Origin of the sequence: Pseudomonas putida (assembly GCF_050989985.1) — a bacterium.
Classification (GTDB): domain Bacteria; phylum Pseudomonadota; class Gammaproteobacteria; order Pseudomonadales; family Pseudomonadaceae; genus Aquipseudomonas; species Aquipseudomonas putida_AI.
Map to the genome: position 1 here is coordinate 1,003,478 of NZ_CP158815.1, position 16,544 is coordinate 1,020,021.

The 16,544-nt window shown below is 58.9% G+C and carries 17 protein-coding genes and 1 other RNA gene; 14 read left to right on the plus strand and 4 right to left on the minus strand.

What is annotated here, in order from left to right:
* The first annotated feature begins 57 nt into the window (after nt 1-57).
* The 5 genes from petA to ABTV29_RS04825 all read left to right on the plus strand — a co-directional run bounded on the left by petA (nt 58) and on the right by ABTV29_RS04825 (nt 3,842).
* The gene (petA, locus tag ABTV29_RS04805; protein WP_433769060.1) at nt 58-651 is read left to right on the plus strand and encodes a ubiquinol-cytochrome c reductase iron-sulfur subunit; all 594 of its coding nucleotides are present in this window, start codon (nt 58-60) and stop codon (nt 649-651) included.
* On the plus strand, nt 651-1,862 hold the full coding sequence (locus tag ABTV29_RS04810) for a cytochrome b (protein ID WP_110964815.1): 1,212 nt from the start codon (nt 651-653) through the stop codon (nt 1,860-1,862). Before petA ends, ABTV29_RS04810 begins: the two co-directional genes overlap by 1 nt.
* Complete coding sequence (locus ABTV29_RS04815; protein ID WP_433769061.1) at nt 1,862-2,644, plus strand: cytochrome c1; 783 nt, start codon at nt 1,862-1,864, stop codon at nt 2,642-2,644. The genes ABTV29_RS04810 and ABTV29_RS04815 overlap by 1 nt, the downstream gene beginning before the upstream one ends.
* A 150-nt stretch (nt 2,645-2,794) precedes the next feature.
* Nucleotides 2,795-3,412 carry a glutathione S-transferase N-terminal domain-containing protein gene (locus ABTV29_RS04820; protein WP_110964813.1) on the plus strand — a complete coding sequence of 206 codons (618 nt, stop codon included), beginning with the start codon at nt 2,795-2,797 and terminating at the stop codon, nt 3,410-3,412.
* 16 nt (nt 3,413-3,428) lie between these two features.
* A complete protein-coding gene (locus tag ABTV29_RS04825) occupies nt 3,429-3,842 on the plus strand; it encodes a ClpXP protease specificity-enhancing factor (RefSeq protein ID WP_110964812.1) in 414 nt (137 codons plus the stop codon).
* A 54-nt stretch (nt 3,843-3,896) separates the two neighbouring features.
* Here ABTV29_RS04825 and ABTV29_RS04830 read toward each other — a convergent pair whose 3' ends face one another.
* The 4 genes from ABTV29_RS04830 to ABTV29_RS04845 all read right to left on the minus strand — a co-directional run bounded on the left by ABTV29_RS04830 (nt 3,897) and on the right by ABTV29_RS04845 (nt 7,340).
* On the minus strand, nt 3,897-4,475 hold the full coding sequence (locus tag ABTV29_RS04830; protein WP_433769062.1) for a BON domain-containing protein: 579 nt from the start codon (nt 4,473-4,475) through the stop codon (nt 3,897-3,899).
* Nucleotides 4,472-5,065, minus strand: a complete 594-nt coding sequence (locus ABTV29_RS04835; RefSeq protein ID WP_095192986.1) for a phosphoheptose isomerase — start codon at nt 5,063-5,065, stop codon at nt 4,472-4,474. The genes ABTV29_RS04830 and ABTV29_RS04835 overlap by 4 nt, the downstream gene beginning before the upstream one ends.
* A gap of 101 nt (nt 5,066-5,166) precedes the next feature.
* Complete coding sequence (locus tag ABTV29_RS04840) at nt 5,167-5,529, minus strand: YraN family protein (protein WP_433769063.1); 363 nt, start codon at nt 5,527-5,529, stop codon at nt 5,167-5,169.
* Nucleotides 5,529-7,340, minus strand: a complete 1,812-nt coding sequence (locus ABTV29_RS04845) for a penicillin-binding protein activator (protein WP_433769064.1) — start codon at nt 7,338-7,340, stop codon at nt 5,529-5,531. Before ABTV29_RS04845 ends, ABTV29_RS04840 begins: the two co-directional genes overlap by 1 nt.
* Nucleotides 7,341-7,549: 209 nt before the next feature.
* Here ABTV29_RS04845 and rsmI point away from each other — a divergent pair, with 209 nt between their 5' ends.
* From rsmI to mraY, 9 genes are all read left to right on the plus strand, one after another.
* Nucleotides 7,550-8,422, plus strand: coding sequence for a 16S rRNA (cytidine(1402)-2'-O)-methyltransferase (rsmI, locus tag ABTV29_RS04850; protein WP_433771742.1), 873 nt, complete (start codon nt 7,550-7,552; stop codon nt 8,420-8,422).
* Nucleotides 8,423-8,498: 76 nt separating this feature from the next.
* Nucleotides 8,499-8,852: RNase P RNA component class A (gene rnpB / locus ABTV29_RS04855), an RNA gene on the plus strand.
* A 355-nt stretch (nt 8,853-9,207) separates the two neighbouring features.
* The gene (gene mraZ, locus ABTV29_RS04860) at nt 9,208-9,663 is read left to right on the plus strand and encodes a division/cell wall cluster transcriptional repressor MraZ (protein ID WP_007917012.1); all 456 of its coding nucleotides are present in this window, start codon (nt 9,208-9,210) and stop codon (nt 9,661-9,663) included.
* Nucleotides 9,660-10,607, plus strand: coding sequence for a 16S rRNA (cytosine(1402)-N(4))-methyltransferase RsmH (gene rsmH / locus ABTV29_RS04865; RefSeq protein ID WP_433769065.1), 948 nt, complete (start codon nt 9,660-9,662; stop codon nt 10,605-10,607). Before mraZ ends, rsmH begins: the two co-directional genes overlap by 4 nt.
* A complete protein-coding gene (gene ftsL / locus ABTV29_RS04870; protein WP_110964807.1) occupies nt 10,604-10,897 on the plus strand; it encodes a cell division protein FtsL in 294 nt (97 codons plus the stop codon). Before rsmH ends, ftsL begins: the two co-directional genes overlap by 4 nt.
* A complete protein-coding gene (locus ABTV29_RS04875) occupies nt 10,897-12,636 on the plus strand; it encodes a peptidoglycan D,D-transpeptidase FtsI family protein (RefSeq protein WP_433771744.1) in 1,740 nt (579 codons plus the stop codon). Before ftsL ends, ABTV29_RS04875 begins: the two co-directional genes overlap by 1 nt.
* Entirely contained in the window at nt 12,636-14,099 is a 1,464-nt protein-coding gene (locus ABTV29_RS04880; protein ID WP_433769066.1) for a UDP-N-acetylmuramoyl-L-alanyl-D-glutamate--2,6-diaminopimelate ligase, read from the plus strand. The genes ABTV29_RS04875 and ABTV29_RS04880 overlap by 1 nt, the downstream gene beginning before the upstream one ends.
* Nucleotides 14,092-15,459, plus strand: a complete 1,368-nt coding sequence (locus ABTV29_RS04885; RefSeq protein WP_433769067.1) for a UDP-N-acetylmuramoyl-tripeptide--D-alanyl-D-alanine ligase — start codon at nt 14,092-14,094, stop codon at nt 15,457-15,459. The genes ABTV29_RS04880 and ABTV29_RS04885 overlap by 8 nt, the downstream gene beginning before the upstream one ends.
* Nucleotides 15,459-16,541, plus strand: a complete 1,083-nt coding sequence (gene mraY / locus ABTV29_RS04890) for a phospho-N-acetylmuramoyl-pentapeptide-transferase (RefSeq protein WP_433769068.1) — start codon at nt 15,459-15,461, stop codon at nt 16,539-16,541. Before ABTV29_RS04885 ends, mraY begins: the two co-directional genes overlap by 1 nt.
* Nucleotides 16,542-16,544 lie beyond the last annotated feature (3 nt).

Here is a 16,544-nt window from a genome sequence, read left to right on the forward strand (position 1 = left end):
GTTTTACTTAGTAGATGCCTGATTTAACAGGCCACAAAGCTGATGGGAGAGGACTGAATGAGCAATGACGGCGTGAATGCAGGCCGGCGTCGCTTCTTGGTAGCAGCCACATCCGTGGTGGGTGCTGCAGGAGCGGTGGGGGCTGCGGTCCCGTTCGTGGGGTCATGGTTTCCCAGTGCCAAGGCGAAAGCCGCAGGGGCACCGGTGAAAGTGAATGTCAGCAAAATCGAGCCAGGCCAGCAGATGATTGCTGAATGGCGCGGCCAGCCGGTATTCATCGTCCGCCGTACACCGGAAATCCTGGGGAATCTGAAGAAGATCGAGGGCCAGCTGTCTGACCCTACCTCCAAGAACTCGACACAACCGACCTATGTTGATCCGGAAACCCGTTCGATCAAACCTGAGGTTCTGCTGCTGATCGGTATCTGCACGCACCTGGGCTGCTCGCCGACATTCCGTCCCGAAGTCGCCCCCGCAGATCTGGGCAAGGACTGGGTAGGTGGTTATTTCTGCCCCTGCCACGGCTCCCACTACGACCTGGCTGGTCGCGTCTACAAGTCGCAACCTGCGCCTTTGAACCTGCCAGTTCCCCCGCATTCCTATGAGACCGATGAAATCATTGTCATTGGCGTCGATAAGGAGAACGCGTGATGAGCAAGTTCATGGATTGGGTTGATGCGCGCTTTCCCGCGACCAAAATGTGGGAAGACCATCTCAGCAAGTATTACGCGCCAAAAAACTTCAACTTCTTCTACTTCTTCGGTTCCCTGGCTCTGCTGGTGCTGGTCAACCAGATCGTCACCGGTGTCTGGCTGACCATGAGCTACACCCCGTCGGCGGAAGAGGCGTTCGCTTCCGTCGAATACATCATGCGCGATGTCGAGTACGGCTCGATCCTGCGTCTTCTGCACTCCACCGGCGCTTCGGCGTTCTTCATCGTGGTCTATCTGCACATGTTCCGTGGCTTGCTCTACGGTTCGTATCAGAAGCCCCGTGAGCTGGTGTGGGTCTTCGGCATGCTGATCTACCTGGCACTGATGGCTGAAGCCTTCATGGGTTACCTGCTGCCGTGGGGCCAGATGTCCTACTGGGGTGCCCAGGTGATCATCTCGCTGTTTGGCGCGATCCCGGTCATCGGTAACGACCTGACCCAGTGGATCCGTGGTGACTACCTGATTTCCGGTATTACCCTGAACCGCTTCTTCGCCCTGCATGTGGTTGCATTGCCGATCGTGATTCTGGGGCTGGTGGTGTTGCACATTCTGGCGCTGCACGAGGTGGGTTCGAACAACCCGGACGGCGTGGATATCAAGAAGCACAAGGACGAAAACGGCGTACCGCTGGATGGCATTGCCTTCCACCCGTACTACACCGTGAAAGATATCGTCGGCGTGGTGGTATTCCTGTTCATTTTCTGTTCGATCGTGTTCTTCTTCCCGGAAATGGGTGGTTACTTCCTCGAGAAGCCGAACTTTGAAGTGGCGAACGCCTTCAAGACCCCAGAGCATATCGCTCCGGTCTGGTACTTCACCCCGTTCTACGCGATTTTGCGTGCGGTTCCGGACAAGCTCTTCGGCGTTATCGCCATGGGCGCGGCCATCGCAGTGCTGTTCGTCCTGCCGTGGCTGGACCGCAGCCCGGTCAAGTCGATGCGCTACAAAGGCTGGCTGAGCAAGATCTGGCTCTGGGTATTCTGCATTTCGTTCGTGATCCTGGGTGTTCTGGGTGTATTGGCGCCTACCCCTGAGCGTACGTTGCTGTCGCAGGTATGTACCTTCCTGTATTTCGCTTACTTCATTCTGATGCCTTTCTATACCAGGCTCGAGAAGACCAAACCGGTTCCGGAAAGGGTGACTGGCTGATGAAAAAGCTATTTGCGGTATTGATGCTTGCGGCACTGCCAGTGTTTGCTTTCGCTGCTGAACATGGTGGTCCGGAACTGGAAAAAGTCGACATCGACGTATCCGACAAAGCAGCCATGCAGGACGGCGCGCGTACCTTTGCCAACTATTGCATGGGTTGCCATAGCGCCAAATTCCAGCGCTACGAGCGTGTTGCCGATGACCTGGGTATTCCTCATGAGCTGATGCTCGAGAAGCTGGTGTTCACCGGTGCCAAGATTGGCGACCACATGAGCATCGGCATGCAACCGGCTGACGCCAAGACCTGGTTCGGTGCGGCACCGCCAGATCTGACCCTGGTGGCTCGCGTTCGTGGTACTGACTGGCTCTACGGCTATCTGAAGTCGTTCTATGAAGATCCGTCGCGCCCTTGGGGTGTGAACAACAAGGTCTTCCCGAACGTCGGTATGCCTAACGTACTGGTTGGCTTGCAAGGCCGTCAGGTTGTCGGTTGCAAACAGGTCCAGATCGTCGAAGACGGCAAGAAACAATTTGACCCGTTGACCGGTACGGCGTTGACCCATGAGGCGTGCGATCAACTGACGATCGTGCCGAAGAGTGGTTCTTTGACCGAAGAGCAGTTCGATGAGAAGGTCAAGAATCTGGTAACCTTCCTGGCTTACTCGGCTAACCCGGTTAAGCTGCAACATCAGCGCATCGGTACGTATGTATTGCTGTACCTGGCGTTCTTCTTCGTATTTGCATACTTGCTCAAGCGTGAATACTGGAAAGACGTGCACTGATAAAGCTTCAAGCTATTGCTGTTAATCGCGCGCGCCCAAGGGCGCCTCTGAATATGTAACGAATCTGGCTTGCCAGGCGTTACGAGAGGCGCCCTCTGGGCGCGTTCGTTTTTCCGCTTTCGATCATTTCTACAAGCGAGGAGGACCGCCATGGGCGTGACCAATCGGTTGGCCTGCTACTCCGACCCCGCCGACCACTATTCCCACCGAGTGCGAATCGTACTGGCAGAGAAGGGTGTAAGCGCCGAGATCATTTACGTGGAGGCTGGTCGTCAGCCGCCTAAACTGATCGAAGTGAACCCTTATGGCAGCTTGCCTACCCTGGTCGATCGGGACCTGGCGCTGTGGGAGTCCACGGTGGTAATGGAATATCTGGATGAGCGCTATCCGCACCCGCCGCTGCTGCCGGTGTATCCGGTGGCGCGTGCCAACAGCCGTCTGCTGATGCACCGTATTCAGCGGGACTGGTGTGGTCTGGTGGATCTGATTCTGGATTCGCGGACCAAGGACGCGGCTCGTGCAGTAGCGCGCAAGGAGCTGCGTGAAAGCCTGACGGGCGTGTCGCCGTTATTCGCCGACAAGCCGTTTTTCCTCAGTGAGGAACAAAGCCTGGTGGATTGCTGCCTATTGCCAATACTCTGGCGATTGCCGATTCTGGGTATAGAACTGCCGCGGCCCGCCAAGCCGCTGCTTGATTACATGGAGCGCCAGTTTGCGCGTGAGGCTTTCCAGGCGAGTCTGTCTGGCGTCGAACGCGATATGCGCTAAGGCTTAAGGAGCCGCTATGAACTCCAGTCGACCTTATCTGGTCCGCGCGCTCTATGAGTGGATTGTGGACAACGACTGCACCCCGCATATCCTCGTAAATTCCGAGTATCCGTCGGTTCAGGTGCCGCAAGGGTTTGCCAGTGATGGGCAAATTGTCCTTAACGTATCGCCTCAAGCCGTGCGTCATTTGCACATGGATAACGAGGCGGTGAGCTTCGAAGGCCGTTTTGGGGGCGTACCGCACACGTTGTATGTGCCTATCGCATCGATCCTGGGCATCTACGCCCGGGAGAATGGGCAGGGCATGGTGTTCGATCTGGAGTCGCCTATGGGTGATGAGGATGAGATCGAGCCGGATGACGATATTCCGCCACCTGATAGCGAGCCTCCGCGTCCCAGCGGTCGGCCTAGTCTGAAAGTGGTGAAATAAAAAAAGGCGACCCGTAAGGGTCGCCTTTTTTATTGCATGCAGGTGCGGTGTGTATCAGTCGATGTACTCAAACAGCTTAACGATCTTCTGTACGCCCGATACGCCCTGCACCAGATTGGTCGCCTGCGCAGCTTCCTGTTTGGTCAGCAGGCCCAGCAGATAAACGATGCCATTCTCTGTAACTACTTTGATCCGTGAACCCGGGATGTTCGGATCGGTGAGCATCTGGGTCTTGATCTTGGTGGTCAGCCAGGTGTCGTTCTGGCGAGCCAGCAGCGAGGAGGGTGGCAGGATCTGCAGTTCGTTGTGTACGGTCTTCACCCGCTGAACGGCGGCTGCGGCCTGCTCGGCCTTGGCCTTGAGGTCGGCGCGCGGGGTCTGGCCGGCGAGCAATACTACGCCGTTGAAGCTGGTGACGACGATGTGCGAGTCCTTGTCCAGGGCCGGGTCGGCCTTGGCGACGTTCACGCCGACCTTGGTGTCGATCAGGGAGTCGTCGATCTTGCTGCCGAAGGTGCGGGTGCCGCGGTCATCTTCAATCGGCGCTTCGCGGCTGGCATTAACCACCGAGGTGCAGCCGCTGATGCCGAGGCACAGAGTCAGGGCCAGTAGGCCGAGGCGATTAGGGGTCATTCTTCACTCCCGAACAGTTGGCTGTCGATCAAGTCGCAAAGGCAATGGATCGCCAGCAGGTGGACTTCCTGAATACGAGCGGTGACGTTGGCAGGTACGCGAATCTCCACGTCCTCGGGCAATAGCAGCGACGCCATGCCGCCGCCATCGCGACCGGTCAATGCTACGACAATCATTTCGCGATCATGTGCGGCCTGGATCGCTTGAATAATGTTCGCCGAGTTACCGCTGGTGGAAATTGCCAGCAGTACATCGCCTGGCTGGCCGAGGGCGCGGATCTGCTTGGAAAAGACTTCGTTGTAGCTGTAGTCGTTGGCGATCGAGGTGATCGTCGAACTGTCGGTGGTCAGCGCGATGGCGGGCAGGCTCGGGCGCTCGCGCTCGAAACGGTTAAGCAGTTCGGAGGAAAAATGCTGGGCGTCGCCGGCGGAGCCGCCGTTGCCGCAGGACAGCATTTTGCCTTCGTTGAGCAGGGCGTTGACCATCACCTGGCTGGCTTGCTCGATGTGCGGTGCAAGTACTTCCATCGCCTGTTGCTTGGTGTCGATACTGGCCTGAAAAAGCTGGCGAATTCGGGATTGCATGTCCATCTGTGTGACCTTAATGAGCGCGGCTGTTCGGCACGTGAATGTGCAGCCCGCAAAGCAAAGAGCAAAAGTGTTGGGCGTTTTCCGGTTCGGTGTGCAAGCGATCAGCTGTCGAAGGCATTTTGTAACCAGTTCAACTGATCGAGGTCGCTATCAATGGCAACTACATCGAAACGGCAAGGGGAGTTGGCCCAGCGCGACTCGCGCTGAAGAAAATACTGTGCGGCAAAAATCAGTTTCTGCCGTTTGCGCTCATCGATGCTATCGAGCGCGCCACCCCATTGAGTGTTTTTTCTGTAACGAACTTCAACGAATACTACTGTATCGCCATCTAACATGACCAGATCAAGCTCGCCGCGTTTACACAACCAGTTCTGCGCCAGCAGGCGCAGGCCTTGTTGTTGAAGATGGCCGAGCGCCTGGCGCTCGGCATCTTTACCGCTTTGCTGGCGTGACCTGTCTGGCATCAGTGCGTGGTATCCGGCAGACGCTGAACCTGGCCGTTAACGAACTCTGCCCATGGCAGCTGTCGCACAACGCGCTGGTTCTGCGACATGCCCAGGCTGCCGGACTGACCTTCAATGCGGCTGTCCGGCAAGGCCTTGAGTTGCCCCAGGCGTGGCGCCAGGCGATAGGCATCGACACCCATTGCATACAGGCGGCCCAGGCTGCTGGCAGCTTGTGGCCATTGCGCGGTGACCTGCTTGCGCAACGGATCATTGGCGTCCAGCAACCATGGGGTTTCGCAGAAGCGGATGCCATTCATGTCGTTGTACTGGTTTACGTCGCCGCTGGCGCTGAACACGTGGGACGTGGCGTAGACCGGAACGTCACCTGCGTACTGGAAGTTCAGGGTCGGTTTGATCTGCTGTGCCTGTTGTGGTGTGGCGGCCAGGAAGATGAACTCGATGTCCTGCCGGCGAGACGGCTGGGCTGCAACCTGTGAACCTACTGTGCTTTGCAGGCTCTTGGCGCGACCTTCGCTCTGGCGCAGCTGGAACATGTCGGCAATTTGCTGGGCCAATTGCACCGGTTGGTCGACGCGCTCGGTGGCGACGATGTTGCCGCCGTTAGCTTGCCAGTCCTGGCTGAACGCTCGCAGTACGCGGTCGCCCCACTCACCTTTCGGAACCATGATGGCGGCGCGATGCAGGCCGTCGGCACGGGCGCGGCGGGACACTTCGCGGGCTTCGTCTTCAGCGGCGAGACCGAACTGGAACAGTTGGGCCGGACCTTGTGCGCCTTCGCTGTAGTTCAGCGCCAGGGTGGTGATCGGCAGTTGCGGGCGAGCGCTCAGTTGTTTGACCAGCGGCTTCTCGAGCGGGCCGACGACCAGCTGCACGCCATCAGCTTGGGCCTTGCGATAGAACTCATCGAGGGATGTGAGCTTGGAGCTGTCATAGAACTCGATGGCTGGCGGTTTCTGCCCGGCTTGTTGCGCCTGGTAGTGAGCGGCCATGAAACCTTCGCGCAATGCCTTGCCTACCGAGGCCAATGGGCCGTCCTGTGGCAGCAGCAAGGCGATTTTGCTCAGGGGCTGGCTGGCCAGTTCCTTGAGTTTGGTTAGCGGCAGAGGCAGCTGAATGGCGGCGGGGTGTTTCGGGTTCTGCGCACGCCAGTTGTCGATGGCAGTCTGTTGTTGTTCCACGGTGCCGGCAGATTTGACTGCCAGGGCCAGGCCCATCCAGCCGCCGAGGTCGTCGGAGGTGTTCGGGTGCAGCTGGTCGGTCGGAAGCGATGCGATCAGTGCCCAGATAGCTTCGTGGTTTTTGCTGGCAGCTTCACCGCTGAGCATCGGCGCAATGAAGATCCGTTCCCGTGCGGCAGCCAGGGTCTGGCCGTCGGCTTCAAGGGCGCGAGCACGAACGGTGCCGGTGCGGGCTTGCTGTTCCTGGGGCAACTCTCCCAGGCGCTGCATGCTCGGGTGGTTAAGTGCAGTCAGCGCGGCTTTCGGCTGGTTGCGGGTCATGGCCAGTTCTGCGGCCAGTGTGCTGGCGAACACCTGTTGGCCAGGCTTGAGTTGCTCCACGGGCACTTGCTGCAGAATTTGTGCAGATTGCGCGGCATTGCCTTGACGATAAGCCAGGTCTGCTGCACTCAGGCGCAACAGGGCGGCATCTTCCGGCGATTTGCTTTGGGCGGCTTTTTCAAGCAGTTGCTCGATACTGGCGTCCGGGGTCCGTGGGAGTTCGCCAAGGCTGGAGGAGGGCGAACTGGCGCAAGCCGCCAGCAGGGCAGCGAGGCAGAGGGCAGTGAACAGCCGCAGGCAAGCGATCATGTAAGCGTTCCTGATACTCGATCAAATTAGCGTGGAATTGTACCCAAGCGTTGGCCGGGGTGCGATCTTACTGGCGTGAATCGATCAATTTAGCTGGTGCAAATGTTGCGCTGCACCACAAACGACGGAAAAGCCGAGTGTTACCTGTGACTGTTGCGAGTGCCGCTACGCGCTACAATGGCGGCTTTATCGATCATGAGGTGTGCGCTTTGACTGCTCCAGGTGCTTTGAATTCCGCTGTGGGCTCGCTTTATGTGGTGGCGACGCCCATCGGCAACCTGGATGACATCAGTGCGCGTGCGCTGAAGATTTTGCGCGAGGTTGCGTTGATCGCTGCGGAAGATACCCGTCATTCTCAGCGCTTGATGCAGCACTTCGGCATTTCTACTCCGCTGGCTGCTTGCCATGAGCACAATGAGCGCGATGAAGGCAGTCGCTTCATTACCCGTCTGCTCGCGGGTGATGATGTCGCGCTGATTTCCGATGCCGGGACCCCGCTTATTTCCGATCCGGGTTATCACTTGGTGCGCCAGGCCCGCGCCGCCGGGATCAATGTGGTGCCAGTTCCTGGGGCCTGCGCCTTGATCGCCGCATTGTCGGCTGCCGGGTTGCCGTCCGATCGTTTCATCTTTGAAGGTTTTCTGCCGGCGAAGGCCGTGGGCAGGCGTGCTCGTCTTGAGGCAATAAAGGAAGAGCCACGTACGCTGATCTTTTATGAAGCTCCGCACCGCATCCTCGAATGCCTCCAGGATATGGAGTTGGTGTTCGGCGCCGAGCGTCCTGCCTTGCTGGCTCGCGAACTGACCAAGACCTTCGAAACGCTCAAGGGATTGCCGCTGGCCGAGTTACGACAGTTCGTCGAGTCGGACACGAATCAGCAGCGTGGCGAATGCGTGGTGTTGGTCGCAGGTTGGTCGGTGCCCGAGAGCGAAGATGCGGTCAGTAGCGAGGCGATGCGCGTCCTCAATCTGTTGCTCGAAGAGATGCCGCTCAAGCGTGCCGCGGCATTGGCGGCGCAAATTACCGGGGAGCGCAAGAATGTTCTCTATCAGGTTGCGCTGGATAAACAGAAAGGTGAGTAAAAACCCGACGCAAAGGCGTGGCTAAAGGCTTTTAGCGCTTGTTCTTCGGGCGCTCTGCCGTTAACCTGCGCGGCGGAGAGTCGATCGGACAGTCGCTGCCCTCTATGAAAATTAGGGGGGGGAGGAAAGTCCGGGCTCCATAGGGCGAAGTGCCAGGTAACGCCTGGGAGGCGTGAGCCTACGGAAAGTGCCACAGAAAATAACCGCCTAAGCGCTTCGGCGCCGGTAAGGGTGAAAAGGTGCGGTAAGAGCGCACCGCACGTCTGGCAACAGTTCGTGGCTAGGTAAACCCCACTTGGAGCAAGACCAAATAGGGTCCCAAGGCGTGGCCCGCGCTGGGACCGGGTAGGTTGCTAAAGATGTCCAGTGATGGCCATCGTAGACGAATGACTGTTCAAGACAGAACCCGGCTTACAGATCGACTCTCCACCTTTTTCTTCCCTCTGCTTAAATCATTGAGCAGAGCACCGGTGATAGCAATTTCCCTCCTTTCATAATCGTCGGCATAAGCACTTTTGTAATACCGAAAAAATCTTACTCTTAATAAATTACTTTAACTTCCGAACGCAGCCGTCTGTGCTGATTCAAGTTATCGGGCGGTTTCATCTGCCGGATTCTCGTGCCCCCTCCTTTTATGCTCCTAAATCTCAGTTCTGTAAGGGTTTTCCTTTAATCCGCGCCTTGACGGTGCGGTGGGCGCATTCCTATAGTGTGCACAAGTGGCGGAAAGTGGCATGAAGTGGGTTTTTTAAGCGTAAAACGCTAACATTTGGAGAAACGCTGACGTGTTTCGCGGAGCCAATGCAATCAGTCTCGATGCAAAGGGCCGTCTCGCTATGCCGAGTCGGTACCGTGACGAGCTCGATTCGCGCAGTTCCGGTCAGTTGATCGTCACAATTGATGCCGTTGATCCGTGTTTGTGTGTTTACCCCCTCGATGAGTGGGAAATTATTGAAACCAAACTGCGCGCACTACCTTCGCTTCGCGAAGAAAACCGCCGTCTGCAACGTTTACTGATTGGTAACGCCGTCGACCTCGAGCTCGATGGCAGTGGTCGTTTTCTGGTCCCGCCGCGTCTTCGTGAATATGCCAAGTTGGATAAGCGCGCGATGTTGGTAGGCCAACTGAACAAGTTCCAATTGTGGGACGAGGATGCCTGGAATGCGGTTTCTGCCGCCGACCTGGCTGCTATTCAACAACCAGGCGCCATGCCTGATGAACTGCGTGATTTGATCCTGTGACTATTGATAGCGGCTTTAACCACATCACCGTACTGCTTGACGAAGCCGTCGAGGCTCTCGCCGTACGTCCTGATGGCTGCTATCTGGATGGCACGTTCGGGCGCGGTGGGCACAGCCGGTTGATCCTCAGTCGGCTCGGTCCGGATGGTCGGCTTCTCGGATTCGACAAAGACCCTCAAGCGATTGCCACCGGGCAGACGCTAGCGGCCGAAGACGGCCGCTTTGTCGTTGTGCAGCGCAGCTTTGCCGAACTCGGATCCGAAGTCGTCGAGCGTGGCCTGCACGGTAAGGTCAGCGGCATTTTGCTCGACCTCGGTGTGTCTTCGCCGCAACTCGATGATCCTGAGCGCGGCTTCAGCTTCCTCAATGATGGTCCCTTGGACATGCGCATGGACCCGTCCCGCGGGATCAGCGCGGCCGAGTTCGTCAACACCGCACCTGTGGAAGAGATCGCCCGGGTATTCAAGGAATACGGTGAAGAGCGTTTTTCCGGACGCATGGCCCGTGCAGTGGTCGAGCGTCGGGACGTCAAGCCGTTCGAGCGCACCGCGGACCTGGCTGAAGTCTTGAAAGTCGCCAACCCATCCTGGGAAAAGGGCAAGAACCCTGCGACTCGCGCGTTCCAGGGCCTGCGTATTCACGTCAATAACGAACTGGGCGATCTGGAAACCGGCCTCGAAGCCGCGCTGGAATGCCTGGAAGTTGGCGGTCGTCTGGTGGTGATCAGCTTCCACTCGCTGGAAGACCGTATCGTCAAACTGTTCATGCGCAAGCTGGTGAAAGGCGAAGCCGACAACCTGCCGCGCAACCTGCCGGTTCGGCATGTCGCCTTCGAACCGAAAATCAAAATCCACGGCAAAGCGCAGACGGCTTCCGACGCCGAACTCAAAGCCAATCCACGTTCCCGTAGTGCCGTAATGCGTGTTGCGGAGAAACTTCGGTGAGCAAGCTCTTCGCCAAGCCACTGCCCGGCGGAAGCTTTTTCATGCTGCTGCTGTTTCTCGGCGTGCTCGTGTCTGCCATCGGCGTGTCTTACAGCGCGCACTGGAACCGCCAGTTGCTGAACTCGCTGTACAACGAATTGAGCGTGCGCGACAAGGCACAGGCCGAGTGGGGCCGGTTGATTCTTGAGCAAAGTACCTGGACGGCTCACAGCCGAATCGAAGTACTGGCCACCGAACAGCTGAAGATGCGCATCCCGGGTGCAGCAGAAGTACAGATGGTGGCGCCATGATGAAGCTCGAAGGCGCACTCTTTCCCTGGCGGTTCCGCCTGGTGCTGGGTTTGCTCGGTGTCATGGTGGCGGCGATCGCCTGGCGCATCATCGACCTGCAAGTGGTTGACCGTGACTTCCTCAAGGGTCAAGGCGACGCGCGCAGTGTTCGTCATATCCCCATTCCGGCTCACCGTGGTCTGATTACCGACCGTAACGGCGAGCCATTGGCCGTCAGTACGCCAGTGACTACCTTGTGGGCCAATGCCAAGGAAATGCAGCTGGCCAAGGAAAAGTGGCCCGAACTGGCCGCTGCTCTGGGGCAGGACCCGAAAGCCCTGGCCGAGCGTCTCGAAGCGCAGGCCAATAAGGAATTCATGTACCTGGTCCGCGGGCTGACGCCTGAGCAGGGCCAGGCTGTGCTTGATCTGAAAGTGCCAGGCGTCTATGGCATCGAAGAGTTCCGCCGTTTCTATCCGGCCGGTGAAGTCACCGCGCATATGGTCGGCTTTACCGACATCGATGACCACGGCCGCGAAGGTGTCGAACTGGCCTATGACGAATGGCTGGCCGGGGTTCCGGGCAAGCGGCAGGTCATCAAGGACCGGCGAGGCCGGCTGATCAAGGATGTCCAGGTCACCAAAAACGCCAAGGCTGGAAAGCCCTTGGCGTTGTCCATTGACCTGCGCCTGCAATACCTGGCCAACCGCGAATTGCGTAACGCGATCATCGAAAACGGCGCCAAGGCCGGCAGTCTGGTGATCATGGATGTGAAGACAGGTGAAATCCTGGCCATGGTCAACCAGCCGACCTACAACCCGAACAACCGACGCAACCTGCAACCGGCGATGATGCGCAACCGCGCGATGATCGACGTGTTCGAGCCGGGTTCGACCATGAAGGCGATCTCCATGAGCGCCGCCATCGAAACCGGGCGCTGGAAGCCGAGTGACACCGTCGAGGTGTATCCGGGGTCTCTGCAGATCGGTAAATACACCATCAAGGACGTATCCAAGACCGAAGGTCCGGTACTGGATATGACCGGTATCCTGATCAATTCCAGTAACGTCGGCATGAGTAAGGTCGCGTTCGATATCGGTGGCGAAACCATTTTCCGCCTGGCGCAAAAGCTCGGCCTCGGCCAGGACACTGGACTTGGCTTCCCGGGTGAGCGTGTCGGTAACCTGCCCAATTACCGCGAATGGCGCAAGGCTGAAACCGCCACGCTGTCCTACGGCTACGGCGTTTCGGTGACAGCGATCCAGTTGGTTCACGCCTTCTCCGCGCTGGCCAACAACGGTCGCCTGGCTCCGTTGACGCTGATCAAAACCGACAAGCCACCACAAACCACCCAAGTACTGCCGGAAGCCGTTGCCAAAACCATGCATGGCATGCTGCAGCAGGTCATTGAAGCTCCGCGCGGTGTGTTCCGTGCGCAGGTTCCGGCGTATCACGTCGGTGGCAAATCCGGTACTGCGCGCAAGACGTCGGTGGGTACCAAGGGTTATGCCGAGAACTCCTACCGCTCGCTGTTCGCCGGTTTCGGTCCGATGAACGATCCGCGTTACGCCATCGTGGTTGTCATTGATGAGCCGACCAAGGCCGGTTACTTCGGTGGCCTGGTATCGGCGCCAGTGTTCAGTCGCGTGATGTCCGGCACCCTGCGTCTGATGAACATCACGCCGGACAATCTGCCACCCGTTCAACAAGTCAACGCCACCCCGGTCGTTCCGCTGAAAGCCAATGGAGGGCGCGGCTGATGTCATTGAGTCTGAACAAAATTTTCCCCCACGCCGGCCACGATCTGTTGATCCGTGAATTGGCGCTCGACAGTCGCAACGTCCGCGCCGGTGATCTGTTCCTCGCCGTGCCGGGCGGCAAGTTCGATGGTCGCGCGCACATTGCCGACGCATTGCAGCGCGGTGCCGCCGCTGTGGCTTACGAAGTGGAAGGCGCCACCGTGTTGCCGATCACCGAAGTGCCATTGATTCCGGTCAAGGGCCTGGCTGCACAGCTATCTGATATCGCCGGCCGCTTTTATGGCGAACCCAGCCATCACCTGAATCTGGTCGGTGTGACCGGTACCAACGGTAAAACCAGCGTGACCCAACTGGTCGCCCAGGCGCTTGACTTGCTCGGTCAACACTGCGGCATCGTTGGCACCCTGGGCTCCGGTTTCTACGGCGCACTGGAAAGCGGCCTGCACACCACGCCGAATCCGATTGCCATGCAAGCGACCCTGGGCGACCTGAAGAAGGCCGGTGCCAAGGCCGTTGCCATGGAAGTCTCGTCCCATGGTCTGGATCAGGGCCGGGTCACCGCGCTGGCATTCGACGTGGCGGTGATGACCAATCTGTCCCGGGATCACCTGGATTACCACGGCACCATGCAAGCCTACGGCGAGGCCAAGGCCAAGCTGTTCGCCTGGAACGATTTGAAATGCCGGGTGGTTAACCTCGATGACGAATTCGGCCGGCAACTGGCTGCCGAAAAGCGCGAGTCGCGGCTGATCACCTACAGCCTGCTCGACAACAGCGCCTACCTCTATTGCCGCGAAGCACAGTTCGACGACGAAGGCGTGCGTGCGACGCTGGTTACGCCGCAGGGCGAACATCATTTGCGTAGCACCTTGCTTGGGCGTTTCAACCTGAGCAATGTGCTGGCGGCCGTCGGTGCCTTGCTGGGCCTGGACTATCCCCTCGACGAAATTCTCAAGGTACTGCCGAAACTCGAAGGCCCGGCCGGTCGCATGCAGCGCCTTGGCGGTGGCACCCAACCGTTGGTGGTGGTCGATTACGCCCACACCCCGGATGCTCTGGAAAAAGTCCTGACCGCTCTGCGTCCACACGTCAAAGGCCGTTTGCTGTGCCTGTTCGGCTGTGGCGGCGATCGCGATCGGGGCAAGCGATCGCTCATGGCGGAAGTGGTGGAGCGTTTGGCCGACGGCGTACTGGTTACCGACGACAACCCGCGTACCGAAGACCCGACCGTAATTTTCGACGACATTCGCGCCGGTTTTGCGGCTGTGGATAAAGTCACCTTCGTGGCGGGTCGTGGCAAGGCAATTGCCCAATTGATCGCTGAAGCTTCGGCGGATGACGTGATCGTACTCGCGGGCAAAGGTCACGAGGACTATCAGGAAATCAATGGCGTGCGCCACGCCTTCTCCGATCTGGTCGAGGCCGATCATGCCTTGACCGCCTGGGAGGTGGCCCATGCTTAAGGCTTTGAAACTCAGTGAGCTGACCAGCGCGCTCAATGGCCGATTGATCAGTGCAGATGCCTGCTTCGACGGTGTCAGCATCGACAGTCGCGCGATCAAACCGGGCCAGTTGTTCATCGCCCTGGCCGGTCCGCGTTTCGATGGTCACGACTATCTGAATGAGGTGGCAGCCAAGGGCGCCGTTGCGGCACTGGTCGAGCGCGAAGTCGCCGACAGCACCCTGCCGCAATTGCTGGTAAGCGATACCCGCCAGGCACTGGGGCAACTCGGCGCGCTGAACCGTGCGGCGTTTACCCAGCCAGTCGCTGCTATCACCGGCTCCAGCGGCAAGACGACGGTCAAGGAAATGCTCGCGAGCATCCTGCGGACCCGCGGCTCGGTGCTGGCCACCCGTGGCAACCTGAACAACGACCTCGGCGTTCCGCTGACCCTGCTTGAACTGGCGCCGGAACACACTGCTGCTGTTATCGAACTGGGTGCTTCGCGCCTGGGTGAGATTGCCTACACCGTCGGCATGACCAAGCCCCACGTAGCCATTCTCAACAACGCCGGGACCGCTCACGTTGGCGAGTTCGGCGGCCCGGAAAAAATCGTCGAAGCCAAGGGCGAGATTATTGAGGGGCTGGCTGCCGATGGCATCGCCGTTCTCAATCTCGACGACAAGGCTTTCGAGATCTGGAAGAAGCGCGCAGCCGGTCGCAAGGTGCTGACCTTCGCCCTGACCAACAGCAGTGCGGACTTCCACGCCAGCGACCTGACCACGGACGCTCGCGGATGCCCGGCATTCAACCTGCACACGCCTGAAGGTGTGGAGCACGTTCAACTGAACCTGCTCGGCACCCACAACGTCGCCAACGCCATGGCCGCTGCGGCCGCCGCCCATGCGCTGGGTGTGTCGCTGTTCGGCATCGCCACCGGCCTTGGCGCGGTGCAGCCGGTCAAGGGCCGCACCGTCGCGCAACTGGCCAGCAATGGCATGCGTGTGATCGATGACACTTACAACGCGAACCCCACCTCCATGTGCGCCGCCGTTGATATACTCGCCGGCTTTTCCGGCCGCACCGTCCTGGTGCTCGGGGATATCGGCGAGTTGGGTGATTGGGCGGAGCAGGGGCACCGCGACGTGGGCGCGTACGCCCGCGGCAAGGTTTCCGCGCTGTACGCCGTCGGGCCGATGATGCAGCACGCCGTCAACGCCTTCGGTCCACAGGCCTTTCATTTCAGCACGCAGGCTGAACTGATCAAGGCGCTGGGCGCCGAGCAAGACACAAACACCACCATTTTGATCAAGGGCTCGCGCAGCGCTGCGATGGAAAACATCGTCGCGGCTTTGTGCGGTTCCAGTCTGGAGAAACATTAATGCTGCTGCTGCTAGCGGAGTATCTGCAACAGTTCTACAAAGGCTTCGCGGTCTTCCAGTACCTGACCCTGCGCGGGATTCTCGGTGTACTGACCGCGCTGGTTTTGTCGCTGTGCTATGGCCCGTGGATGATCCGCACCCTGCAGAACCGTCAGATCGGCCAGGCCGTTCGCAACGATGGTCCGCAATCGCACCTGTCCAAGTCGGGCACCCCGACCATGGGTGGCGCACTTATTCTCTCTTCGATTGGCGTCAGCACCCTGCTGTGGGCTGACCTGAGCAATCGTTATGTCTGGGTCGTTTTGCTGGTCACCTTGCTGTTCGGTGCCATCGGTTGGGTCGATGACTATCGCAAGGTGATCGAGAAGAACTCCCGTGGCCTGCCAAGCCGCTGGAAGTACTTCTGGCAGTCGGTGTTCGGTCTGGGCGCGGCAATCTTCCTTTATATGACTGCTGCCACACCGGTGGAGACCACCCTGATCCTGCCGATGCTCAAGGACTACAGCATTCCGCTGGGCGCGGGCTTCATCGTGCTGACCTATTTCGTGATCGTCGGCTCGAGCAACGCGGTCAACCTGACCGACGGTCTCGACGGCCTGGCGATCATGCCGACTGTGATGGTCGGCGGTGGCCTGGGGATCTTCTGCTACCTGTCGGGTAACGTGAAATTCGCTGAATACCTGCTTATCCCTTACGTACCGGGCGCGGGCGAACTGATCGTGTTCTGCGGCGCACTGATTGGTGCGGGCCTGGGCTTCCTGTGGTTCAACACCTACCCGGCGCAAGTCTTCATGGGTGACGTTGGCGCACTGGCACTGGGTGCAGCGCTGGGCACCATCGCCGTGATCGTCCGTCAGGAAATCGTCCTGTTCATCATGGGCGGCGTGTTCGTGATGGAAACCCTGTCAGTCGTCATTCAGGTTGCCTCCTTTAAGCTGACCGGTCGCCGCGTGTTCCGCATGGCACCGATTCACCACCACTTTGAACTCAAGGGCTGGCCCGAGCCGCGCGTGATCGTCCGTTTCTGGATCATCACCGTGATTCTCGTGCTGATCGGCCTTGCCACACTGAAGCTGAGGTAGAAA